Annotated in this window: 26 protein-coding genes and 2 pseudogenes; 13 read left to right on the top strand and 15 right to left on the bottom strand. The window is 66.2% G+C overall.

Features of this window, described 5'->3' with window-relative positions; all coding sequences use genetic code 11:
• Positions 1–20: 20 nt before the first annotated feature.
• Both AC1MCD_RS04485 and AC1MCD_RS04480 read right to left on the bottom strand, forming a co-directional pair.
• Positions 21–1,103, bottom strand: a complete 1,083-nt coding sequence (locus tag AC1MCD_RS04485) for a DUF1648 domain-containing protein (RefSeq protein WP_498676218.1) — start codon at positions 1,101–1,103, stop codon at positions 21–23.
• Positions 1,100–1,492: a GntR family transcriptional regulator gene (locus tag AC1MCD_RS04480; protein WP_498676216.1), complete on the bottom strand. Its 393-nt coding sequence runs from the start codon at positions 1,490–1,492 to the stop codon at positions 1,100–1,102. The genes AC1MCD_RS04485 and AC1MCD_RS04480 overlap by 4 nt, the downstream gene beginning before the upstream one ends.
• Before the next feature lie 330 nt (positions 1,493–1,822).
• Between AC1MCD_RS04480 and AC1MCD_RS04475 the strand changes: the two genes are divergently transcribed.
• A complete protein-coding gene (locus AC1MCD_RS04475; protein ID WP_498676214.1) occupies positions 1,823–2,302 on the top strand; it encodes a hypothetical protein in 480 nt (159 codons plus the stop codon).
• Between the two features lie 5 nt (positions 2,303–2,307).
• Here AC1MCD_RS04475 and AC1MCD_RS04470 read toward each other — a convergent pair whose 3' ends face one another.
• The gene (locus tag AC1MCD_RS04470; protein WP_498676212.1) at positions 2,308–3,726 is read right to left on the bottom strand and encodes an MFS transporter; all 1,419 of its coding nucleotides are present in this window, start codon (positions 3,724–3,726) and stop codon (positions 2,308–2,310) included.
• 191 nt (positions 3,727–3,917) lie between these two features.
• Here AC1MCD_RS04470 and AC1MCD_RS04465 point away from each other — a divergent pair.
• The 4 genes and pseudogenes from AC1MCD_RS04465 to AC1MCD_RS04450 form a co-directional block, all read left to right on the top strand.
• A pseudogene (locus AC1MCD_RS04465) lies at positions 3,918–4,112 on the top strand (transcriptional regulator); the annotation flags it as partial.
• Between the two features lie 149 nt (positions 4,113–4,261).
• Positions 4,262–4,798: an MmyB family transcriptional regulator gene (locus AC1MCD_RS04460; RefSeq protein WP_498676210.1), complete on the top strand. Its 537-nt coding sequence runs from the start codon at positions 4,262–4,264 to the stop codon at positions 4,796–4,798.
• Between the two features lie 21 nt (positions 4,799–4,819).
• The gene (locus AC1MCD_RS04455) at positions 4,820–5,620 is read left to right on the top strand and encodes an SDR family oxidoreductase (protein ID WP_498676208.1); all 801 of its coding nucleotides are present in this window, start codon (positions 4,820–4,822) and stop codon (positions 5,618–5,620) included.
• Between the two features lie 57 nt (positions 5,621–5,677).
• Entirely contained in the window at positions 5,678–6,694 is a 1,017-nt protein-coding gene (locus tag AC1MCD_RS04450) for an aldo/keto reductase (RefSeq protein ID WP_498676206.1), read from the top strand.
• Between the two features lie 56 nt (positions 6,695–6,750).
• On the opposite strand, the gene AC1MCD_RS04445 is transcribed toward AC1MCD_RS04450, so the two are convergent.
• Positions 6,751–7,089 (bottom strand): cupin domain-containing protein, encoded by a 339-nt coding sequence (locus tag AC1MCD_RS04445; RefSeq protein WP_498676204.1) that lies wholly within the window; start codon positions 7,087–7,089, stop codon positions 6,751–6,753.
• 99 nt (positions 7,090–7,188) lie between these two features.
• Complete coding sequence (locus tag AC1MCD_RS04440; RefSeq protein WP_498676201.1) at positions 7,189–8,226, bottom strand: helix-turn-helix transcriptional regulator; 1,038 nt, start codon at positions 8,224–8,226, stop codon at positions 7,189–7,191.
• Between the two features lie 120 nt (positions 8,227–8,346).
• On the opposite strand from AC1MCD_RS04440, the gene AC1MCD_RS04435 reads away from it, so the two are divergent.
• The gene (locus AC1MCD_RS04435; RefSeq protein ID WP_498676200.1) at positions 8,347–8,745 is read left to right on the top strand and encodes a DUF1304 family protein; all 399 of its coding nucleotides are present in this window, start codon (positions 8,347–8,349) and stop codon (positions 8,743–8,745) included.
• Between the two features lie 83 nt (positions 8,746–8,828).
• On the opposite strand, the gene fdhA is transcribed toward AC1MCD_RS04435, so the two are convergent.
• Together fdhA and AC1MCD_RS04425 are read right to left on the bottom strand one after the other, a co-directional pair.
• Entirely contained in the window at positions 8,829–10,040 is a 1,212-nt protein-coding gene (gene fdhA, locus AC1MCD_RS04430) for a formaldehyde dehydrogenase, glutathione-independent (protein WP_498676198.1), read from the bottom strand.
• A gap of 562 nt (positions 10,041–10,602) precedes the next feature.
• Positions 10,603–11,541, bottom strand: a complete 939-nt coding sequence (locus AC1MCD_RS04425) for a 2-hydroxyacid dehydrogenase (protein ID WP_498678180.1) — start codon at positions 11,539–11,541, stop codon at positions 10,603–10,605.
• A gap of 177 nt (positions 11,542–11,718) precedes the next feature.
• Here AC1MCD_RS04425 and AC1MCD_RS04420 point away from each other — a divergent pair, with 177 nt between their 5' ends.
• Positions 11,719–13,149, top strand: coding sequence for an alkaline phosphatase PhoX (locus AC1MCD_RS04420; RefSeq protein ID WP_498676196.1), 1,431 nt, complete (start codon positions 11,719–11,721; stop codon positions 13,147–13,149).
• 62 nt (positions 13,150–13,211) lie between these two features.
• Positions 13,212–14,888: an FAD-binding dehydrogenase gene (locus tag AC1MCD_RS04415; protein ID WP_498676195.1), complete on the top strand. Its 1,677-nt coding sequence runs from the start codon at positions 13,212–13,214 to the stop codon at positions 14,886–14,888.
• A 16-nt stretch (positions 14,889–14,904) separates the two neighbouring features.
• On the opposite strand, the gene AC1MCD_RS04410 is transcribed toward AC1MCD_RS04415, so the two are convergent.
• Complete coding sequence (locus AC1MCD_RS04410) at positions 14,905–15,402, bottom strand: mycothiol transferase (RefSeq protein ID WP_498676193.1); 498 nt, start codon at positions 15,400–15,402, stop codon at positions 14,905–14,907.
• Positions 15,403–15,635: 233 nt separating this feature from the next.
• Here AC1MCD_RS04410 and AC1MCD_RS04405 point away from each other — a divergent pair, with 233 nt between their 5' ends.
• Positions 15,636–16,172, top strand: coding sequence for a dihydrofolate reductase family protein (locus AC1MCD_RS04405; RefSeq protein WP_498676190.1), 537 nt, complete (start codon positions 15,636–15,638; stop codon positions 16,170–16,172).
• 107 nt (positions 16,173–16,279) lie between these two features.
• Here AC1MCD_RS04405 and AC1MCD_RS04400 read toward each other — a convergent pair.
• The 3 genes and pseudogenes from AC1MCD_RS04400 to AC1MCD_RS04390 all read right to left on the bottom strand — a co-directional run.
• A pseudogene (locus tag AC1MCD_RS04400) lies at positions 16,280–16,429 on the bottom strand (DUF1801 domain-containing protein); the annotation flags it as partial.
• Positions 16,419–16,568 carry a hypothetical protein gene (locus AC1MCD_RS04395; RefSeq protein ID WP_498676187.1) on the bottom strand — a complete coding sequence of 50 codons (150 nt, stop codon included), beginning with the start codon at positions 16,566–16,568 and terminating at the stop codon, positions 16,419–16,421. The gene AC1MCD_RS04395 and the pseudogene AC1MCD_RS04400, both read right to left, overlap by 11 nt.
• A gap of 79 nt (positions 16,569–16,647) precedes the next feature.
• Positions 16,648–17,028, bottom strand: coding sequence for a VOC family protein (locus AC1MCD_RS04390; RefSeq protein ID WP_498676185.1), 381 nt, complete (start codon positions 17,026–17,028; stop codon positions 16,648–16,650).
• A 286-nt stretch (positions 17,029–17,314) separates the two neighbouring features.
• Here AC1MCD_RS04390 and AC1MCD_RS04385 point away from each other — a divergent pair, with 286 nt between their 5' ends.
• Positions 17,315–17,632: a hypothetical protein gene (locus AC1MCD_RS04385; protein WP_498676182.1), complete on the top strand. Its 318-nt coding sequence runs from the start codon at positions 17,315–17,317 to the stop codon at positions 17,630–17,632.
• Here AC1MCD_RS04385 and AC1MCD_RS04380 read toward each other — a convergent pair.
• Positions 17,629–17,952 carry a hypothetical protein gene (locus AC1MCD_RS04380; protein ID WP_498676180.1) on the bottom strand — a complete coding sequence of 108 codons (324 nt, stop codon included), beginning with the start codon at positions 17,950–17,952 and terminating at the stop codon, positions 17,629–17,631. The genes AC1MCD_RS04385 and AC1MCD_RS04380 overlap by 4 nt on opposite strands.
• Positions 17,953–18,046: 94 nt before the next feature.
• On the opposite strand from AC1MCD_RS04380, the gene AC1MCD_RS04375 reads away from it, so the two are divergent.
• Positions 18,047–18,544 carry a DinB family protein gene (locus AC1MCD_RS04375; RefSeq protein WP_498676178.1) on the top strand — a complete coding sequence of 166 codons (498 nt, stop codon included), beginning with the start codon at positions 18,047–18,049 and terminating at the stop codon, positions 18,542–18,544.
• Positions 18,545–18,571: 27 nt separating this feature from the next.
• Here the strand turns inward: AC1MCD_RS04375 and AC1MCD_RS04370 are convergent, their stop codons facing one another.
• The 3 genes from AC1MCD_RS04370 to AC1MCD_RS04360 form a co-directional block, all read right to left on the bottom strand.
• Positions 18,572–19,039: an SRPBCC family protein gene (locus AC1MCD_RS04370; protein ID WP_498676176.1), complete on the bottom strand. Its 468-nt coding sequence runs from the start codon at positions 19,037–19,039 to the stop codon at positions 18,572–18,574.
• A 42-nt stretch (positions 19,040–19,081) separates the two neighbouring features.
• Positions 19,082–20,461, bottom strand: coding sequence for an MFS transporter (locus AC1MCD_RS04365; protein ID WP_498676175.1), 1,380 nt, complete (start codon positions 20,459–20,461; stop codon positions 19,082–19,084).
• A 76-nt stretch (positions 20,462–20,537) separates the two neighbouring features.
• Positions 20,538–20,885, bottom strand: coding sequence for a GNAT family N-acetyltransferase (locus AC1MCD_RS04360; RefSeq protein ID WP_498676173.1), 348 nt, complete (start codon positions 20,883–20,885; stop codon positions 20,538–20,540).
• Positions 20,886–21,041: 156 nt separating this feature from the next.
• Between AC1MCD_RS04360 and AC1MCD_RS04355 the strand changes: the two genes are divergently transcribed.
• Both AC1MCD_RS04355 and AC1MCD_RS04350 read left to right on the top strand, forming a co-directional pair.
• Positions 21,042–22,016, top strand: a complete 975-nt coding sequence (locus tag AC1MCD_RS04355; RefSeq protein ID WP_498676172.1) for an aldo/keto reductase — start codon at positions 21,042–21,044, stop codon at positions 22,014–22,016.
• A 54-nt stretch (positions 22,017–22,070) separates the two neighbouring features.
• On the top strand, positions 22,071–22,415 hold the full coding sequence (locus AC1MCD_RS04350) for a DUF6457 domain-containing protein (RefSeq protein WP_498676170.1): 345 nt from the start codon (positions 22,071–22,073) through the stop codon (positions 22,413–22,415).
• Positions 22,416–22,443: the final 28 nt, after the last annotated feature.

Raw genomic sequence — 22,443 nt, 5'->3', positions numbered from 1 at the left:
GCCCACGAAATCCCGGGCAGTCAACCGGCGAAACGAAGGAGGATCACCAAGCTAATCAAGGCCAAAAGAGCGGCCAGAAGCATCGCCGCCCTGGGATTGCCGAGGTTAAGGGTCCAGCCGAGACCGAACCGGCGTGGAACCAGCAGTGCGTGGTCTTCACGGTTGATGTAAAGCAGGCCGCCGCGCCAGTACTTGTCATCGTCCCGGTGCGTCAGGCCGGTGCCCTCCCCGGCTTCATCCCGCTCCACGTTGTGCCTGGCCAGGACCACAACGGTTATCACGACGGCGGCCAGGACCGGGAGCGCGACCACCAGCGGCGCCCAGGGCGTGACCGTCCCTGTCCACATCAACAGCGACGCCCCCGTCATCCCCAAATCGATCATCGCCACCAGCCCAAGCAGCGCCTTGGCGCCAAGTGACATGTACTGCCGGGACCAGCGCGCGGAGCCGACCGGTCGCGCCGGATCAATGTCCGGCCTGCTGTGGACGATGGCGGCCGCCATGACCCCGAGCAGGGCCGTCAAACCGATCTGCACGAACACCAGTGAGAACGCCCCGCCGACCGACTTGGCGACCACCCTGTCCGGCACACCCCTGGCGTCATAGTGCACCGCGAGGATTTGGGGCATCGACGGGTAGATGAGCACTCCAAGCACGGCCGTTGCGGCGGTGATGATCACCGCTGGCGCCAACCAGAGCCAGGGAAACCGCGGCGGGTCGGTCCGCAGTCCGGTGTCCACCGAGATGCCCTGGTGCAGGCCCTCGAACCAGCCCCCGGCGGCCTTCGCGGCCCGGATCTCCTGATGGGCCAAGAAAAAGCACCCGTACCAGAGACCGACAAGCACCAGCACGGACAACGGCAGCAGCAACGGTTCCCCCGTCACCGCGAAGAGGCCCACGCCAGCTGCGACGACGACGAGCCCGCAGGTGAGGACCCTCCACCGGTAGATGCGGGCCTCCTTGGTCACTGTCGGGTCCTCGGCGCGACCAGCCGGGACCCGGACCCCGAACGGAACGGTGGGGCTGGTCACCGAGGGCAGCACCAGCGCGAGCAGGAGCACCAGCCCCAACAGCACGGAACTCAAGACAATGGCAACGATCATGGCGCGTCCTCCCGCTGCCGGGCACCAAATGAATCGAGCAAGGACCGGCAGGTCCGGAGAACCTCCTCAGCCGGGATGCCTCTGGCCACAGCCTCGGCCAGAAGAGTCCGGGCCTTTGCGGTCCATTCGGAGGGGAACTGCGGCTCCGCGGCCGTCGTGGTCACTACCGCACCGGTCTTGCGGTTGAGGCGGATCAGACCCTGCTGACGCAGCAAGTCATAGGCTTTGTTCACGGTATGGAAGTTGATCCCGAAGTCGGCTGCGAGCGTCCTCGTGGCAGGCAGTGAACTCCCCTCGATCAGCACACCATCGGCGATCGCTTCCACGATCTGGTCCCGAAGTTGCTGATAGATCGGCAGGTCACTGCTGAGGTCTACGTTGAGGATCATGATTGCCCTCCCGCTGCTGTTATAGCAGTTATAGAACAAACAGCGACTGGCGGCAATGCCCCCCTACTACCCGCCCGTAGCGTAGCGCCGCGTTTCGCCGGAGGAGCATACTGGAAACGCCGCTCAAGTCGATGGACGATTACCCGTCCGGGAGGCTCGTGCACCGGCAGTTCCCGGGGAAATCGGCCGGCATCTTGACGAAGGTGGAAGACTCCCTTCCACGCTTCGTATCCTTTGGACAGAAAATATTGGTCTCAGAGGGGTAGAAGATCAACTATGAATCGCACGAAGACGAGGCTACTGTCGATGGCCGCCGCTACAGTGCTAGCCATGGGAGTTGCTCCCGGAATTGCGGTCGCCCATGGCGGACCCGGGCACGGGGACTCGGACCACAGCGCCGACTGGCGGAACAATGACGATCAGCGCCGCCTGGTCAGGATCCTGCGCCACGTTACCGACGACTATCGCTGGCTGGAGAACGCGGAGGCTGACGGCTACCAGAAAATTACCGAGTGCATCGAGCATCCCGGCGGGGCCATGGGCTTCCACTACGCGAAGCAGGAACTGATCGATGACAAGACCCAGGCCCGAAAGCCTGAAGTTCTCGTGTACATGCCGAATGAGGACGGGCGGTACAAGCTGGTAGCCGCTGAGTTCATATCCACGGCGGCCGAGCGGCCTTCGATTGCCGGCCTCGACTTCGAGGACGGGCCGTTCCCCGGCTCCTACGCGCTCCACGCGTGGGTATGGAGGGATAACCCGGACGGCATGTTCGCAGCCTACAACCCGGACTTGGGCTGCCCGAAGTAACACCCCTACTGGTCAGGCCGGTCGAGACCGTCCATGCTGACTCGCGCCATGCGTTCCGCGGGGACGATCAGCACCAGTGCCACGAGGAGGGCGGCGGCCAGCATGATCGATCCGCCGGCATAGGCGACGGCGACGCTCCCGGCGAGTGATCCCGCGTTGGCTGAGGCCGCCACCAGGACACCGACGCCCAGGGCACTGCCGAGCTGGTGCGAGGTGTTCACCAGACCGGAGGCGGCTCCGGCGTCGCGGGTGCTCGCGCCTGCGATGCCCGCGGCGGTGAGCGGGGCGAAGCCGAGGCCTTGACCGACGCCGATCAGCACCAGCGGCAGCGCGACCCCGGTGAGGTACGGGGTGGACGCCGTAATGGTGCTGAGCCAGATCATGCCCGCCAGCGTGAGGGCGAGGCCGGCAGCCAGGAGGGAGGCATTGCCGAAGCGCTGGGTGAGCCGCGGAACAGCCAGTGCGACGAAGAAATTCACCACGGTCATGGGGAAGAAAGCAACGCCGGCCTGCAACGGGTTGTAGCCGTAGACCCCTTGCAGGAACTGGGTGGTGAAGAAGAAGAAACCGATCATGGTGCCGGCAAACAGCAGCCGGGCCGCGTAGGCGCCGGCCCGTTCCCGGCTGGCGAACAGGTGCAGCGGCATGATGGGCTGCTGGACCCTCCGCTCGTTGAGCACCAGCAAGCTGAGGAGTACGAGGGCTGAGGCCAGGGCGGTGATTGTTTCAGGTACCGCCCAGCCGGCCTCGACCGAGTGGACGATGGCGAAAACCAGGGCGCCCATGCCCAGGGTCGAGGCCACCGCACCGAACACGTCGAAGCGGCCGGACGAGCGCGGGGTCTCAGGGATGTATTTGACCGCGGCAAAGATCATGGCAACGCCGATGGGCAGGTTGACGAAGAAGCCCGCCCGCCACGAAACCCATTCCGCGAGCGCGCCGCCGACCACCAGGCCCAGGTTGGCACCGATGCCGGCCACAGCGCCGTAGGCACCCACCGCGCGGGTGCGTTCCCGGCCTGCGGCGAACGTCGCCGTCAGCAACGACAGCGAGGAGGGCGCGACGACGGCGGCCCCGATTCCCTGAAGTGCCCGGGCGGCAACCAGCCACCAGTCGTTGGGGGCCACTCCGATCAGGAGGGACGCGAAGGCGAAGACCGCCAGGCCCGCGATGAACACCCGGCGCCGGCACAGGACGTCCGCGAGACGCGCGCCGAGCAGCAACAGGCCGCCGAACACCAGCGTGTACGCGTTCTGAAGCCACGACAATCCGGTCGGTGACAGTCCCAGCTCCGACTGGAGGCTGGGCAGGCCGGTGAAGATGATCGAGTTGTCCAGGATGATCATAAAGTAGCCCACGAGGATGATCGCCAGGATGGCAGTGGAGCGGACTTTGGCGGGCGGCTCGGCTGTGGTGGTGTTCAAGGTTTTCCTTCGCATTGATGGGCAGCCGCGGTTATCCGTTTGCCTGCTTATCCACTTCACCACCAAGGGAGAAACCGCGGGAGTGGCCACTGTTCCATGTACCGGCAGACCACCGTTCAGCAGCCGGGCGGCCTGAAGGGGTGTACTGTCAGGCCCTCCCGCTGGCCCCGGGCCGGCCGTAGCCTGAGAGCATGGACAGCCGAAATGATGTGAGTGAATTCCTGCGATCCCGCCGGGCCAAAGTGACGCCTGACCAGGTGAACCTGATTGTGGGCAGCAACCGGCGGGTGCCGGGTCTGCGGCGGGAAGAAGTGGCCATCCTGGCGTCGGTGAGTGTGGATTACTATGCCCGCCTGGAACGCGGGAACCTCACCGGCGTCTCCGATGAAGTGCTCGAATCCATCGCGCACGCCCTCAGGCTTGACGAAGCCGAGACCGCACACCTTTTTGCGCTCGCCCGGCCGCCCAGCCCGGCCCGGGCCGCCGGAAGCGCGCAGCCAAAGAGCAGGAACTGCGGCCCAGCCTGCAACGGTTCATGGACGCCATCACCGGCGCCCCCACCTGGGTGCGCAACGAACGCATGGACTTCATCGCGGCCAATCCGCTGGGCCGCGCCCTCTACGCCCCCGTCCTTGCGGACCGCGTTCAGCCCGCCAACACCGCGCGTTTTCTGTTCCTCAACCCCGAAGCGCCCACGTTCTTCCCGGACTGGGAACAGAACGCCAACGACGTCGTCGCCACCCTGCGCGGCTACGCCGGCCGGCAGCCGCACGACCGCAGTCTCTCGGACCTGATCGGTGAGCTCGCAACCCGGAGCGAGGAATTCCGCACCCGCTGGGCCGCCCACAACGTCCGGTTCCACCGAACCGGTCTTAAGCGCATCCACCACCCTGTCGTCGGGGACCTCGAGCTCAGCTACGAGGCGATGGAACTGCCGGCCAATCCTGGCTGGACAATGTTCGCCTACACGGCCGAGCCCGGCTCAGCCAGCGACGAACGCCTGAGCCTGCTCGCCAGCTGGGCCGCAACCACCGCCAGCGAACTCCCCGCCACCGCCTCGACTGAGCGCTGACATCCTCCGAGAAAGAGCACCATGGCACAGAACTTGAAAAAACCCCGCACCGTGCTCGTTGTCGGTGCGACCGGAAGCGTCGGCCGCCACGTCGTGGCGGAGGCAGTACGTCAGGGTTACACGACGCGGGCCCTCGTGCGGGACGCGCCGCGCGCAGGCCGCCTCGACGCGGCCGCAGAGAAATCAGTGGGCGACCTGACCCGGGCCGAGACGCTGGCCGACGCCGTCGCTGACGTTGATGCCGTCGTCTTCACCCAAGGCTCCGCGTACGGCGATGCCGCGGCAGCGGAAGCGGTGGACTATGGCGCCGTAAAAAACGTGCTCGATGCGCTCGGAGGCCGGCGCGTGCGCATCGCGCTCATGACAGCCATCGGGGTGACCCGGCGCGGCGGGACCCACGACTGGAAGCGACGCAACGAACGCCTGGTCCGGGCCAGCGACAATGCCTACACCATCGTCCGCCCCGGCTGGTTCGACTACAACGATGACGACCAGTTGGTGATCACACTACTGCAGGGCGATACCCGCCACGCCGGAAGCTCGGCGGACGGCGCCATCGCCCGTCACCAGATCGCCCGGGTTCTGGTCGACAGCCTCGCCTCAGACGCATCCGATCACATGACGTTCGAACTTGTCGCCGAGCACGGACCCGCTCAGGGTGACCTGGACCCCGTCTTCGGTGCCTTGGACAAGGATCCGGTGGGTTCGCTCGACGGAGTACGGGACCAAGCGAACATGCCGGCCGACGCTGAACCGGACCGCGTACGTGAAGATCTCAGAGCGGTGGGCGCAGATCACCGGGCAGCAAACCACCAGGCATAGGAACCGATACCCGGTTCAGCGCCCGCACGGACAGCACGCAACAGACAGGGAGAAATCATGGAATACCGCCTCTTGGGACGCACCGGAGTCGAAGTCAGCCCGCTGTGCCTGGGCACGATGATGTTCGGCGCCTGGGGCAACAAGGACGTTGACGACTCGATCCGCATCATCCACCACGCCATGGACGCAGGAATCAACTTCATCGACACGGCCGACGTCTACTCGGCAGGCGAATCGGAAGAAATCGTTGGCAGGGCCCTGAGGGGCCGGCGCGACGACGTCGTGCTCGCCACCAAGTTCTTCATGCCGATGGGGCAAGGGCCCAACCGCAGCGGCGGCTCCCGGAAGTGGATCATGCAGGCGGTGGAGAACTCGCTCCGACGCCTCGGCACCGACTACATCGACCTTTACCAGGTGCACCGTCCCAGCGCGGTGATGGACGTCGAGGAGACTCTTGGTGCCCTCACGGATCTGGTCCGCCAGGGCAAGGTCCGGTACATCGGATCCTCCTCGTACTCCGGCAGCCAAATCGTCGAAGCGCAGGTCGCCTCCCGTGAGCGCAACCTCGCCCGGTTCGTTACCGAACAGCCGCCCTACTCAATCCTTGTCCGCGGCATCGAGCAGGACGTCCTGCCCACCACGGAACGCCACGGCATGGGCACCCTGACGTACAGTCCCCTGGCTGGCGGATGGCTCTCCGGAAAGTGGCGCAAGGACACGGCGCCGACCCCCGCCTCGGCGGCACGCCCCAAGGCGCGCTTCGACATGACGAGCGCCGCCAACCAGCAGAAGCTCGAGGTTGTCGATGCACTGGCGCGAGTCGCGGCGGAAGCGGGAATCAGCCTCATCGACCTTGCCCTCGGGTTTGTGATCAACCACCCGGGGGTCACCTCCGCGATCATCGGACCCCGCACCATGGATCAGCTCGAGTCGCAGCTGCCAGCGGCCGACGTGAAGCTGGCAGTCGAAGTTCTGGACGCTATCGACAGCCTGGTTGCCCCGGGGCTGACGCTGAATCCCGACGACAACAGCTACGGCGCGAACGAACTGACTGCCGCGGCACGCCGCCGCTGACGCCGCGGCCAGGTCAGGCCAGGTACAGGGGATTCGGTGCTGGGGGCGAACCCGAATCAGGGACGGTCGGTCTTGACCACAGTGAACAGCACCGCCGAGTCCTCGTCCGCCTCAAGGCTGTGCAGGCCGTCCGGCACGATCAGCAGGTCCCCCGCCCTACCCTGCCAGGACTCGGCTCCGGCCCGGAGCCTGACCGATCCTTTGATGACGTAGACCGTGGCCTCGCCGGGGTTCTGGTGTTCGCTGAGCTGCGTGCCGGCGCGGAACGCCATGACCGTTTGCCGGAGCCGCTTTTCGTGCCCGCCGAAGGCTGTATCGGCGGCGCGTCCGCTCGAGGCCGCCACTGCTGCGGTGATCTGCTGGCGGGCCAGGGCCTCTATCGATATCTTCTGCATGAGGACACCGTACCCACAAAGCACTCCGCACGTCGCTGGACCCCGGAAAAAGTCGTGGGAGCCAATCTTTTGGTTGTCGGCAGGTTCGATGAGTGATGGCTAGGCAACGAGCTTGGCCACCAGCTCCCCGCGGCTGCCGACGCCCACCTTCTCGAAGACCGACTTCAGGTGGTCATGCACGGTGTGCGGGGAGATGTACAGGTGCCTGGCGATGTCAGCGGTCGGCTTTCCGGACAGCACCTCAAGGCAGACCTCGTGCTCCCGCGCTGTGACGCCGTAGGCCGCCAGCAGCAGGCTGGTCAGGTCTCCGGTGGTGGCGGGCGCGACCGTGACCACCATCTGTTCCGGGTCGTCGCCAGTGAGGAGGCGGCTGGCCTGCAGCACCACCCAGTTGTTCCGGGCGTCGCGCATCCGTGCCCTGGCCGTGCCCGACCTCGATGCGTGAGCCTGGGCCACCGCTGAATGCATGGTCATGGTGAAGCGGCCCGGGGCGGTGTCCTCCACCTCGGCCAGCCAGGAAACTGCGGCTGCAGTAGCCGCCCGGAGTTCGCCGTGCGGCCCTGCGATCACGATCACCGGGCCGCCCACGGCTTGACGCACGGCATGCTCCGCCCGCACCGCGACCCGGCTGGCCGCAGCCAGAGTCGCCGACACCGCGGCCAGAAACTCCACCTCGCGGTCCGTGAAGTCCCGGCCCGATCCCCGGAAGATGCTGCCCACTCCCCAACAGGCCTCGTCAACCCGGAACGCAGCGCGCAGTTCGTGTTCCAGGCCGAGCGGCTTCAGGATGTCGTTGATCCGGACACTGTGCACCACGTCCCGGTGCGGTGCGTCGGAAATCCTGGCGACGGGCCGTGGACGCAGGCACAACTCCGCAAACCGGTTGGGTTCCTGACCTGCGTACTCCGTCTCCGCGAAGCGCGCCGCGTACTCCTCCGTCACCCCCCAATCGCGCCAATTGACTACGGAGGTCATCACCAGGGAGCCGGGGTCGACGGCGGCCCAGCATCCCTGTTCGAACGGCACCTCCTGCTGCACGACGGCGAGCGCGGCGACATAGAGCTCGTCCAGTCCTGTCCCTTTGGCGGCCAGTGCGGTGATCTCCCGCCGGGCGCGCTCAGCGCGCTCCTCCCACATATGTCCAGTATCCGCCTGCGGAGCGGCGCCGCAATCCCCCAAATCGGGGGTTCCTCAAGCACCCCGGAACGCCCTGGCGGGGGATGGATATGCCGCGCACCGCCGTCGTACTGTTCAGCCATGAACGTTTTATCCCAGATTTTCGCGGTCATCGCCGGGGTAATCTACATCGTGGTGTTCCCGCTGGAGAGCTTCCTGATGCACCGGCCGGGGGCTCAGAAGTTCCTGAGCACCCCGCCGCAAAACGTCCCGGCCGTCATGATGTGGGCCATTCCCACGGGGTTCCGTAACCTGGCGATCGGCCTGGGGGTCCTGGCCGGGGTGGTGGCCGTGAACATGGGGTACCTCGTGGCGGGCTACACCCTGGTGATTTACTGCTGCGCCAACATGGTGCTGACCGCTCCGGCCATGTTCCTGGCGGACATGCTGGGCCATTACCCCAAGAAGGGCGACAGCATCCCGGGCACGCTGGGGGCTACCGTCCCGGCGCTGATAGCCCTGATCACGTTGCCGTCCTGACGCTGGCCTACAGGCCAAAGTCAGAGAGCCGTGGGTACCTTCGACAAGAGAAGGTACCCACGGCTTACGTAATGACCCCTCGCCTAGCTGAGGTAGCCGTTCGGGTTGAGGACGTACTTCGTGGCTGCACCGGCGTCGAATTCGGCGTAGCCCTTGGGCGCCTCTTCAAGGGTGATCGCCTTCGCGTTGACGTTCTTGGCGATGTTCACCTTGTCGTTCAGGATGGCCATCATCAACTGGCGGTTGTACTTCATCACCGGGCACTGGCCGGTAGTGAAGCTGAGCGACTTCGCCCACCCGGTACCCAGGCTGAGGCTGAGCGAACCAGTCTTGGCAGCCTCGTCAACTCCGCCCGGATCGCCGGTGACGTACAGCCCCGGAATGCCGAGGGCACCGCCGGCCGCGGTGATGTCCATCAGCGAATTCAGTACCGTGGCAGGTGCCTCCTTGGCGTCATGGCCGTGACCGCGCGCCTCGAAGCCGACGGCATCCACGCCGCAGTCCACCTCGGGCACACCCAGGATCTGTTCGATCTGTTCCGCCGGGCCGCCCTTGGTGAGGTCCACCGTTTCGCAGCCGAAGCTGCGCGCCCTGGCCAGCCGGTCCTCGTTCAGATCGCCCACAATCACGACGGCGGCACCGAGCAAATGCGCGCTCGTCGCCGCTGCGAGGCCAACAGGGCCCGCGCCGGCCACGTACACGGTGGAACCAACGCCCACCCCGGCGGAAACGGCCCCGTGGAAACCGGTGGGGAAAATGTCCGACAGCATGGCAAGGTCCAAGATCTTCTCGAGGGCCTGGTCCTTGTCCGGGAACTTCAGCAGGTTCCAGTCCGCGTACGGCACCAGAACGTAATTGGCCTGGCCGCCGACCCAGCCGCCCATGTCCACATACCCGTAGGCCGCGCCGGGGCGGGCCGGGTTGACGTTCAGGCAAATACCGGTCTTGCGCTCCTTGCAGTTCCGGCAGCGTCCGCAGGCGATGTTGAAGGGGACGGAACAGATGTCCCCCACCTTGATGAACTCGACGTCCGGACCAACTTCCACCACTTCACCGGTGATTTCGTGGCCGAGCACCAAGTCGGCAGGCGCGGTGGTGCGGCCACGGACCATGTGCTGGTCCGAGCCGCAGATGTTCGTGGCGACGGTTTTAAGGATTACTCCGTGGCGCACCGGGCGCCCTACGTTGGCGGGATTGACACCCGGCCCGTCCTTGAGTTCGAAGGTGGGGTAATCAATGTCGATCAGTTCGACCTTGCCCGGCCCTTTGTAGGCAACGGCTTTGTTCCCTGTCATCATGCTCTCCTCTTGTCAGCGCCGCGCTCCCGGTAGGGGCGCGGTGGATCATAAAGTGTTGCGATGGACCTCCAGGTGCAGGGGCTGCCCGTGGCTTGAGCAGCTGAATGTCATCCTGCGGTCGGAGGTCTGGTCAGTCTAGGCATGCCCTATCGGAAAGGGCCATAGCCCGCGCCCCCTTTCTCCTCCCCTGCCACGTGTGCGCCGGTTTTCCCACGACGCCGGGCCCTGCAAGCCGGTAAGTTCCCGCATCTGTTCCGGAAACGCCGTGGAGGAAACCGTGCTCAAAGGAATCAGCAGGATGACAGGGGCCGTGGCGGGCCTGCTTCGAAAATACCCCCGCGGGCAAGTGGGCGGCCACGGACGCCCGGCGGTTCGGATTCATCATCCGGTACCCCGCCGGCGCGGAGGCCACCACCGGCTACACCTACGAGCCCTGGCATCTGCGCTACGTGGGCAAGACGGTCGCCGAGGACATGCTCATCAAGGGCAAAGCCACCCTTGAGGAGTACTTCAGCCTGGAACCAGCTCCCGATTACCTGACCACCGCGGCGATCGCCGGCTAGCGCCCGGTGTCCCCGCCCAGCACCACGTTCACCGGTTCCTCGCCAGCCTGAAGCAGCCCGATCTGCTTGCGGATGAGCCGCGCCATCCGGGGCAGCATGGCCGTGCTGGCGCCGCCAACATGCGGTGTGATCAGCACACCGGGCACGGTCCACAACGGATGGTCCTGCGGCAGCGGTTCCGGGTCCGTGACGTCCAGCGCCGCCCGCAGCCGGCCAGTTGACGTCTCGCGGAGCAAGGCGTCAGTGTCCGCCACCGGACCCCGCGCGACGTTCACCAGCAGCGCGCCGTCCGGCATTGCCGCCAGGAACTTGCCATCCACCAGGCGCAGCGTCTGCTCGCCCAGGGGCACGTTCACCACCACAATGTCGTGCAGCGGCAGTTGCTCGTACAGGGAATCAATCCCGTAAATTTTGCCCTTTTCATCGTCCCGGGCCCGGCTGGCAAGCCGCGTCACCTCTGTTTCGAACGGCAGCAGCCTGGCCTCAATTGCCTTCCCCACTCCTCCATAGCCCACCAGGAGCACGCGCCGGTCCGCGAGGCTGGGGCGCATCCCGTTGTCCCAGGTTCCCGTCGCCGCATTCCGCGCAAACTCGGCGATCCCCCGCTGGCTGGCGATCATCATGCCCACCGCAAGCTCCGCCGTCGAGGTCTCATGCACTCCCGCAGCGTTGGCAAATCGGCACCCCGCGGGCAGGACCGCGGCGACGCCGTCGTACCCGATCGACTGGCTCTGCACCAGCCCCACCTCGACGGCGGCGAGCGCAGCGAGTGCGTCCGGCCTGCCCATGTAGGGCGGCACCACGAGATCGAACTGGTCCGCCGGAGCGTCGCCGGTAAAGTCCCACAGGAAGAGTTCCACGCCGGCGGGCGGCTCCACCGCGTCCGCCAGCTCCTGGCTGGGCAGGCTCACCCGTAAGTTCCGTATTGCAGTCATACCGGACATGCGGGCTCCTTCTCTCGACTCACCTGACAGTTAACCAGCTTTGCCTATCCGTGAGTGACGCCGGCGCCAACAAGGTGGCCTCCCCGTCATTCTCCTGTTTCCCTCTGTTCACACGCGGGGGGCAGTCTAGGCGTGGTCCCCATGTCCCTTCACCCCCAGGAGAACCTCATGCCTAGTCCCGTGTCCCGCCGCAGCTTCCTCGGCGCTGGTGCAAGCGCCACCGCCTTGGGCTTCGCCTTCGCCGGCGCCGGCAGCCTCGCCCCGTTCGCCCGCCCCGCCAACGCGGCCACCCGCAACGCCTTGGGCTACGGGGCGCTGATTTCGGACCCCCAGGGAATCCTCGCGCTGCCCGAAGGATTCTCCTACAAGCTGCTGGCCCGCTCCGGACAGACTCCCACCGCCGAAGGCGCCCACCCCTCCGATCCAGACGGCATCGGCGTCTTCGACGGTTCCAACGGCGGCTCGGTGCTGATCGTCAACCATGAAAACAGCGGCTCCGAACCCTTCCCCGTCCCCGTCGTCGAGGGCCTCACCTACGACCCCGGTGCCAAGGGCGGCACTTCCACCATCCTTGTGGACGCCGACGGCAACCGGGTGAGCCAGTACACCTCCGTGGCCGGCACCAACAACAACTGCGCCGGCGGCATCTCACCCTGGGGCACCTGGCTGACCTGCGAGGAGACCGAGGCGCGGGCCGGGTCCGGCACCAACACCAAGGACCACGGCTACGTCTTTGAGGTGGACCCCGCCAGCCGCGAGGCCAACGTCGGCTTTTCCGCCATCCCCCTGAAGTTCATGGGCCGCTACTCCCACGAGGCAGTCGCCGTGGACCCCGCCACCACCCAGATCTACCTCACCGAGGACGCCGGCAACCCCAACGGCCTGTACCTGCGTTGGACCCCGCCAGCGGGCTTCACCCCCGGCAAGGGCAAGTTCGTGGCCCTCGCACAGTCCGCGGGCGGCGACGTCGCCGGCCGGCTGCAGGCCATGAAGGCCTTCCGCGGGTCCACCCACATCAAGGACCTTTCCGAGGCCACCACCGTGGGCACCCGCTATAAAGTCGAGTGGGTGGATGTCCCGGACCGTGATGCCCGCACCACGTCAGTCCGCAAGCAGTTCACGAACGATGAGATCACCCGCTCCCGCAAGCTTGAGGGCCAGTGGTGGGGCGACGGCGGGGCGTACTTCGTCTCCAGCTTCGCCCGCACCTCCGACGGTTCCGTCAACGAGCACGACGGCCAGGTCTGGCACTACGACCCCGCCACCGAGAGCATCACCCTGAGCACCATCTTCGGCGTCAACCCGAACCCGGATCAGGACGGCGCCTTCGACGGCCCCGACAACATCACCGTGGCACCCCAGGGCGGGCTGATCCTGGCTGAGGACGGCAACGGGGTCTCGCACCTGGTGGGCGTGACCGATCAGGGCATGTCCTATCCCCTGGCCAGGAACGAGTACAACGACTCGGAATTCTGCGGCCCGGCGTTCAGCAAGGACGGCAAGTGGCTCTTCGCCAACATCCAGTCCCCGGGCTTCACCCTGGCCATCACGGGGCCGTGGACCCGCCCGTCCAACGCCTCCACCACGGCGGCCGGCTAAACAGGCCGTAGGTTGGGGTCTGGCACTCACTTGTCAGACCCCAACTACACGAGCAGGGCGGTATGGACGCAGACGTCATTATCATCGGCGGCGGCCTGGCCGGGCTCGCGGCAAGCAACGAACTGGTCAGGGCGGGCAAGCGCGTGGCCATCCTCGACCAGGAGAACGAGGCCAACCTGGGCGGCCAGGCGTTCTGGTCCCTCGGCGGCCTGTTCCTGGTGGACACCCCCATGCAGCGCCGCCTCCGTGTGAAGGACTCCTTCGAGCTGGCGTGGCAGGACTGGCAGGGCTCCGCACAGTGGGACCGGCTCGACGGCGAGCACCCGGAGGATGAATGGGCCCGGCAATGGGGACGCGCCTACGTTGAGTTCGCGGCCGGCGAGAAACACGCCTGGCTGCGCGAGCAGGGCATCAAATTCACCCCGCTGGTGGGCTGGGCTGAACGCGGTGACGGCAGGGCCGGCGGCCACGGCAACTCCGTCCCAAGGTTCCACGTCCCGTGGGGAACCGGCACCGGAATCTCCGAACCGTTCGCGGACAAAGCCAGGGCCGCCGCAGCGGCGGGCCAGGTCCGGTTCCACTTCCGTCATCAGGTGGACGGGTTAACGTTCGACGGCGGGACCGTCACCGGGGTGCGAGGCACCGTCCTGGCACCGGAGTCCTCGCCTCGCGGTATGGCCTCAAACCGGGACAAGATCGGCGAATTCGAACTGCACGCCCCGGCGGTGGTGATTGCCACCGGCGGGATCGGCGGCAGTCATGACCAGGTGCGGAAATGGTGGCCGCAGCGCCTGGGCACAGCTCCGAAGAAGATGATCACCGGAGTTCCCCGGCACGTCGACGGCCGCATGTTGGGAATCGCCGATAAGGCCGGCGTCCGGCTGGTCAACCGCGATCGGATGTGGCACTACACCGAAGGAATCCAGAACTGGAACCCCATCTGGCCGGACCACGCCATCCGGATCCTGCCCGGGCCGTCGTCCCTGTGGTTTGACGCGTTGGGCCGCCGGCTCCCCGCGCCCGGGCTGCCCGGCTACGACACCCTGGGCACCCTGAAACTGCTGCGAACCACCGCGGACATCCAGCAGCACAGCCACTCCTGGTTCATCCTCACCCAGAGGATCATCGAAAAGGAGTTCGCCCTCTCAGGCTCCGAGCAGAACCCGGACATCACCAACCGGGACCTCAAGCTGCTGATCCGGTCCCGGCTGGGCCGCGGCGCCGCTGCCCCGATCGAGGCGTTCAAGGAGCACGGCGCCGATTTCGTCGTCGCCGACAACCTGGCGGACCTGGTGAGCGGGATGAACCGGCTCACCGGGGAGGCGCTGTTGGACGAAGGACGGATCCGGCGGCAAATCCTGGAACGCGACGCGGAAATCCAGAACCCCTACGCCAAGGATGCGCAGGTCGTGGGGATCCATAACAGCCGCCGCTTCCTGGGCGACCGGCTGTTTCGGACGGTCAGGCCGCACCGGATTCTTGACCCGGCGGCAGGCCCGCTGATCGCCCTCAGGCTTCATGTTGTCACCCGTAAAACCCTGGGCGGCATCCAGACAGACCTCACCGGGCAGGCGTTCGCGCAGGACGGTACCCGCGTCCCCGGCCTGTACGCTGCCGGCGAGGCTGCAGGCTTCGGCGGCGGAGGCGCCCACGGCTACAACGCGCTGGAAGGAACGTTCCTAGGCGGCTGCCTCTTCACCGGCCGGACAGTGGGCCGCACCCTGGCGGCCCGGCTCTAACCTCCGGACGGGAAGACTATTTGAGCCCCTTCGCATACGCGGCCTGCCCCACATGCTGGAGGCAGTCGGCGATGGTGCTGACCAGCCGCACGCCTGCAGTCACGGGCGGGTCCCAGCGCTTGTCAACCACCCGGTCCAGGTCTTCGTCGGTAAGAGTCTTCAGGAACCCCACCGTCTGGCGGTGGACGGCGTCGTAGTACTCCAGCAGCAGTTCAGGCGCGGCCTGCACGGTGTCGACCTGGTGGCTGGAGTGACCGTAGCCGGTATCGCGCTCTGTCAGAGGCAGGCCGAAGCGGCCGGCAAAGTCCTGCGACGTCCACACCTGATCCAGGCCTGCGGCAGAGGCTACTTGCGCGTCCTCCACCCGGCCGAGGTGCCAGATCAGCCATGCGATCGAGTTCCCGGTTCCTGCCGGCCGCCGGACCAGGGCCCCGTCGTCGAGCCCCTCAAGGGTGGCCTCCACGGTCTCCCGGATCCGGACGAAGGCGTCGAGCAGCAGTTCATTGGATTTCATCAGGTCTCCCTCAATGCGCCATTCCCGCTAAGCCCCCATGCTTACACGCGCGCGCCACCCGCGGATAGACGGGGTGCGTCCCATAAGGGAACAGCCCTTGACGCCGTGCACGCCGAAGGCCAGCATGTGAATCGCGGCGGCTCCCACCCGCTCCCCCATTGGGCCGGTCCAGCCTGAGAGGAATTTGTCATGGGAAAAGTGACCGTCACCAACACATCTCTCTGGACGGCGTGATGCAGGCACCGGGCCGTCCAGACGAGGATACCCGCGGAGGATTCCAGCACGGTGGCTGGGCGCTGCCCTACAACGACCCCGTCATGGGACGCATGATGGGAGAGGGGATGGCGCACACTGGTGCCCTATTGCTGGGACGGCGCACCTACGAGGACTTCGCTGGCTACTGGCCGCGCCAAAAGGACAATCCCTTCACCGGGGTCTTGGACAACGTCCAAAAGTACGTTGCCTCGAGGACGCTGACCGAACCCCTGCGCTGGCAGAACTCAACGCTGCTCCACGGGGATGCCGCCGAGGCGCTGGCCACCCTCAAAAGCGAGACGGGGCCCGACATCGCCATCCTGGGCAGCGGGGAGCTGATCCAGTCGCTGAGGCGCCGCAACCTGATCGACGAATACGTGTTGCTGATCCACCCGCTGCTTCTCGGTTCCGGGCGGCGCCTCTTCCCGGACGGCGGCCCATCGTCGGAGCTTCGGCTCGCCAGCAGTGTGATCACCAGCACTGGCGTGGTCATCGCTATCTACCAGGCAGCCTGAGTGGTTGCCAGGACGGGATCCCAGCCCGCCTCCAGGCAGCCGGTTAGACCGGGGGCTCATCGGGGGCGTTGAATCACGCCGAGTACTCAAGGGCGCCCACGGGTGCCCTAAGCCCCTGCTCCCAGGATCTCCGCGCGGCGAAGCCCGACGATGTCCGCCAGCACATCGTCAGGCAGCGGACGCTCTGCGGTGAAGCGGATGGTCCCCTTGGAGAGCGAGTACCCGTTCAACCGGCCGGCGACGGCATCAATAACGGCCGGCCGCCGCCTGTCGGTAGGAGCGGGGCGGGCCCAGGACTTTAGTGGCGACGTAGCTCTTGATCATGTTGTTGTTGACCGGAGCCACCTGGAACATGCGGGTCTCGCGGAACTTCCGCTCGACGTCGTACTCGTCCACAAAGCCGTAGCCGCCGCGGGGCCGCCCCGCGCTAGCGGCAGGGGCGGCCCGTGGCTGGCGCCCTCAGGTCCGGCGGCGGTTACGCGCGCTGGGAGAGGACGAGAATGTTTCCTTCACTGTCCAGGAACCAGGCGGATTTTCCCCAGTCGTTGGTGGCAACGCCGTTCTCCGTCTTCAGCCCGGGTAAGTCGTAGTCCTCAAAAGCCACGCCGCGGCCCCGCAGTTCCTCCATCTCTCGTTCGAGGTTGTCCGTCTCCCAGCCCATCTGGGTGTTCTTGGCAGTCCCGGCATTCTCGGTCTCGTAGACGAGGAAGCTCGTTCCCTTTCCGCCGCTGAACAGCAGGCTGCCGTCCCCAGAGACGTCGGAAGACTCCAGTCCCAGCTTGTCCCGATAGAAATCCTTCGCCCTGTTGAGGTCCTTCGCGGGAAGGACAGCCATGATCTCTGAATCGTTGAGCATGATGAATTCCTTTGTGCATTGATTCCGCATGATGGCGATGCCCCCTGGGGTGCCGTCCCGGGACGTCACTGTCCGGGGCCGCGTGGCCGCCCGTCCGCCAAGTGCTCGAATGGCCACCTGGGACTCTGCCACGCCCCGCCAGCCATCATTTGGCGCGAGGGTCCCCGAAGGTTATGTGGCCATTATCGAACGAACCGGGACAGACCGAAATACCCTAATTTGAGCCGCCCTGTAACAAGGGTTGCAGAGGTGTGGCCGAGCGGTGGCGCCGCGCGATAATGAGACCATGAGCAACCAGGACCCGGACCTCTGGGAGGAATTCGACAAGGTCAAGCCCACCCGCCCGGACAGCGTGGCCGGCCGCCCAGGCGGCGAACCGGTGGGCTTCGGCTTCAGTACGGGCGTGCGCAGCGCCAAGGTGGCCCTGGGGTTCGCCGTCTATGCGCTGGCGCTCGGAACCACGCTGGTCCTCACCGGCGCTGTCGTTTTCATCGCCCAGCGCCAGTGGCTGCTGCTGGGACTGATGGTGCTCATCGAAGCCGTGTTCGTCTACGGATTCATCCGGCTGGCCCGCCAGGCACGCAACCGGCGTTCCCCGCGCTAGGACCGTGCGGCGCGGATCGCACCACGGACCGCGGCGCCGAGGACGGCGATCACCGGGACCAGGCACATCAGGATGACAACGGTGTTGGGCCGGAACTCCGCGCGGCCGCCGGCGTTCCCGTACACACCAAGGGGCAGCACCATCCCGCCCCCGCCGCCGCCGGAGGCGCCGTCTCCGGCCTCGCCCCCGCCGCCGAACCCGAACGACACCAGGGCCACGGGGACGATTTCTTCCCCGCCGACATTGACCGGCTGGCCGTATGCCCTGGCTACGCCGACGTTCTTGAAGGTCTCCACAAAGGACGCAAAAGAATTAGACATGGCACCACCATAGGCGCGTGGTGCGCCGATCACCACGGGTAAGCGCCCGACGTCGGCCGTTGCCTCCGCGCCCCGGGCTTGCAATACTGCGTGGATGCCTTCCCCCCACACCGCTTTCGCCGAGAACGCCATCCGCCAACCTGCGCGCGCCCAGTTCGAGGCCTTCCTCGATGACCACAGGAACATGCTCACGAACTGCCTGGACGGGCTGACTGAGGAACAGGCCCGCCGGTCCCTGGTGGCATCCCGCACCACCCTGCTCGGCCTGGTGAAGCACGTGACTTTTGTGGAGAAAGTCTGGTTCGACGAAGCCGTCACCTGCCGGTCCCGCGCCGAGATCGGCATCCCGGCCGGCCCTGACGAGTCGTTCATCCTCACAGACCAGGACACCATCGCCAGGGTCCAGCAGGCACACCGCAAGGCGTGCGAGGCGGCGCGCCAGGCGACGTCGTCGTTGGCCCTTGACGACCTGCTCCCAGGGAACAGGCGCGGCCCGCTCCCCTTGCACTGGGTCTATCTGCACGTGCTGCGCGAACTCGCTCAGCACTGCGGGCATGCCGACATCCTGCGTGAGCAGATCCTCAACGGCTAGAACCGGAAACGGCCCCGCCGCCCCAGGTCAGGCTTTGCCGGCCGTCGCGGCCGTGGACAGCGCTGCCAGCCCGCGCTCGAAATCGCCGCCCACCATCTTGTCCATGTTCACAACCAGGGCAAAAACCTTAGCCAGCCCCTTGTTCTCGCCGGTCATCCGCCACGTGACCCGGGTGCCGCCGTCGGCCGGTGTAAACGTGAACGAGGTGGGGTTCACGGCCTTGAACGGTTTGGTGAATTCGAGCCGTACCTTGATGCTCCCGGGAAAGTCAGACTCAACAATCTCCATGTTTCCGCTGCCGGCCTTGCGGTTGCCGCTCCAGGCGTAACGGGCTCCGACGCCGGCATCGTTGCCTGCGTACGAACGGTCCATCTCCGGGTCGACGTTCTCCCACGGAGACCATTTTGTCCACTCAAGGAAGCTGTTGACCAGCGGAAAAATCGCTTCCGGCGAGGCAGGAATGAAGGCGCTGCGGGTGACTTCGTAGGATGACATGCGGCCATCATAAGCGGGAAGCTCCGCTAATTCCTGCAACACTCAGTCTCTGCGTTCCCGCCACATCAACGTCACGCCGAAGGCCGCCCCGGTGAGGATCAGCATGGAGATGGTCATCAGCCCCCAGCTCTCCTGGTCCACGCCGTCGGCTGCGAACACGCCGATCAGGACGGTGGCCGTGATGGCGCCCAGGTAGCGGCACGTCTGGAAGATTCCCGCAGCAACGCCGCGTTCCTGCGGCCGGGTGGAGACGAACATGCCCTGGTTCGAGGCGATGCTCACCGCCCCGAACGGAACACCCATGAGGGCAGTAAGAACCAGCACCAGCGGTATGGCCAGTGAGTGGGTCAGGAGCCACATGAGGGCGGCCACCGCAGCAAGAAGTACGACGCCGGCAATCAGCACCCGCCGTACCCCGAACCTTCCCATCGCCCGGACTGCCCATGGCGTGGCGACGACTGATGCGGCGGCCAGCGGCAGCATCAGCAGACCTACCAGGCCTGGTTCGTAGCCGCCCGACTCCTGCAGCAGTTGGGGCAGGCCGAAGAACGCAAAATAGTAGACGCTGTTGAACAAGGCGAAGCCCACGTACACCAGCATCAGCGGCCGGTTCCTGCCGAGGAGCCGCAGGTCCAAAAACGGCGGGCTGAAACGCAGTTCACGCCAGGCAAACAGCGCCGCCGCCACGGTACCGGCGCCCACCAGCAGCCACCTGTACCCCGGCGCCACGTCGAGCAAAGCCATCATCACCAGCAGCAAAGAGCTGATGAAGCCGAGGATTCCCGGGATATCCGAATCCCGCACCAGCGCCGCGAAGCTTCCATGTTCCCGGGCCGTATCCGCCGGGGCCGCCCGCCGTACGATCAGCAGCGCCGCCAACGCCAACGGAACATTGATAAGGAACAGCGCCTCCCAGCCGACGAAGCCCACCAGCAGGCCACCGATGACCGGGCCCACCGCCGCCGCGGACGTGTTGGCCATCTGGATGTGCCCCAGCGGCCGGGACGATCTGAGGCCGGCCGGCTGGGCGGGGCCGGACTGGTGGACCATGGCGCCCACCATAACCACCGCGCTGGGGTAAGCCGCGGCGGTACCCAACGCCATTACGGCCCGGGCCACACACAGCAGCGCGAAGTTCGGCGAAAAGGGCGCGAGCGCGCAGGTCACGGCCACGAGCGCCATGCCGAGCGAAAACATCCGGCGCGGCCCGAACCTGTCAGCCAGCTTCCCCATCAGCGGCTGGCCGGCAGCGGAACTGAGGTAGAACGAGGTGATCACCCACGTGACCGTTGCGACGTCGAGCCCGAAATCCGCGCGCAGCACCACCAGGGCCACGGCGATCATGGAGGAGTTCAGCGGGTTCAGTGCCGTGCCCAAGCTGAGGCCGGCGACGGCCAGCCGGGTCCGGGGTTGGTTGCTCACGGAAACAGTCTGCTCTACCCGCTGCTGGAAGCACGATTTGATGACAGCTCCCGGCCGGCCTTAGCCGGGAGGAACATCAGGTCCGGGCAGCGAGCGCCTTGTCCAGGAACTGCAGGTGCGCGGGCGTGGTGGCCACGGCACTTGCCTCATATTCCGGGTGCCCGGCGATGTAGCTCTTGATGAACGGGCAGACCGGGACGATCCGCAGGCCCGCAGCCACTGTCTCATCCAGCGCCGCTTTGGCCAGCCTGCCCGCCAATCCCTGCCCCGCGTATTCCTCATCGACCACCGTGTGATAGAAAATCCGCTGCGCCGGGCCCTCGCCGTCGTACGCCTTGTACCAGGCCTTCCCAACTACTTTTCCGGCATCCAGAACCTCGAACCGCTCGCGGTCCGGATTGTTGCTGATGGTGATGTCGCTCAAGGGATTCTCCTTCGCTGCGGGCTTTCCCCAAGCCTAACGCTGCTGCGAGAAGCTGTTGTGACCCCCAACACAACGTGCCTATAGTGGCCTACGGTGCACCATCCGGCTTGCGGAAAGGCAGGCCGTTGAGCCAGTTCCGCCACAAAGGAGAACCGCATGGAAAACCGCACGCTTGGATCACTAACCGTTTCCGCCCTGGGCCTGGGCTGCATGGGCATGAGCGAGTTCTACGGGACCGGCGACGAACAGGAATCGATAGCCACTATCCACGCATTCCTCGACGCCGGCGGGACCCTGCTGGACACCGCGGACATGTACGGGCCCTTCACGAACGAAAAGCTGGTGGGCGGTGCCATCGCAGGGCGGCGGGCCGACGTGGTCGTGGCCACCAAGTTCGGCAACGAACGCCGTGAGGACGGCTCCTGGGTGGGCATCAACGGCCATCCGGACTACGTCCGCGCCGCCTGCGATGCCAGCCTTCAGCGCCTGGGCGTGGACCACATCGACCTGTACTACCAGCACCGCGTGGATAAAACCGTCCCCATCGAGGACACCGTGGGGGCCATGGCCGGACTGGTCGAAGCTGGAAAGGTCCGCCATCTGGGTCTATCCGAGGCGTCCGCGGAGACCATCCGACGAGCCCACGCCGTGCATCCGATCACCGCGCTGCAGACCGAATACTCGCTGTGGGAACGCGAACCCGAAACCAAGGTCTTTCCGGTGCTCGAGGAACTGGGGATCGGTTTTGTGCCCTACAGCCCGCTGGGCCGCGGCTTCCTGACCGGCCAGATCCGCTCTGCTGACGACTTCGCGGCCGGCGACTTCCGCCGGCACTCGCCCCGGTTCCAAGGCGAAAACCTTGACCGCAACCTGCAGCTCGTGGACCGGGTGAAAGAACTGGCCGGCCAGAAACAATGCACCCCCGCCCAGCTCGCCCTCGCCTGGCTGCTGGCCCAGGGCCAGCACATCGTCCCGATCCCCGGCACCAAAAAGCGCGAACGGCTCGCCGAAAACCTTGGCGCGGTGGGTGTCAAGCTCACCACAGAGGACCTCCGGCTGCTGGATGAACTGGCGCCAGCCGGGGCTGCCGCTGGGGCCCGCTACCCCAACATGTCCACCATCGACACCTGAGCCCCGCCGGCTTCCACGAACCCGTTCCACTACCCATCCCACGAAGGAGACACCATGGCCCAGAACGACGAAGAAGCTCAGATTTTGGAGCAGTGGACCCACAAACTGACCCAGGCCCTGCAGATCCTGGACCTTAAAGTGGACCCGGAGCTGATCCTTGAGCTGGCCAGGAAATCCGCAGATTCCGTGACGCACGCAGCAGCCCCGATCACCGCATTCCTGGTGGGCTACGCTGCCGCGCTCGAGGCCGGCACGGGAAGCGCCGGTTCCAAGGCAGCCTCGACGGCGTCCATCACCAAAGCGGCCGACGTCGCGTTCAGCCTTTGTGCGGACGCCCGCCAGCAGGCGAATCCCCAGCCGGAACCCGGCGCCAAGGGCTGGACGCACAGCGCGCAATAGGTGGTTCCCTGGTTGAGCTTGCCGAAAT

It is taken from the genome of Arthrobacter sp. BF1 (assembly GCF_056680215.1).
The sequence above is the reverse complement of the archived record's forward strand: the minus strand, read 5'-3'. Positions and strand labels throughout refer to the sequence as shown.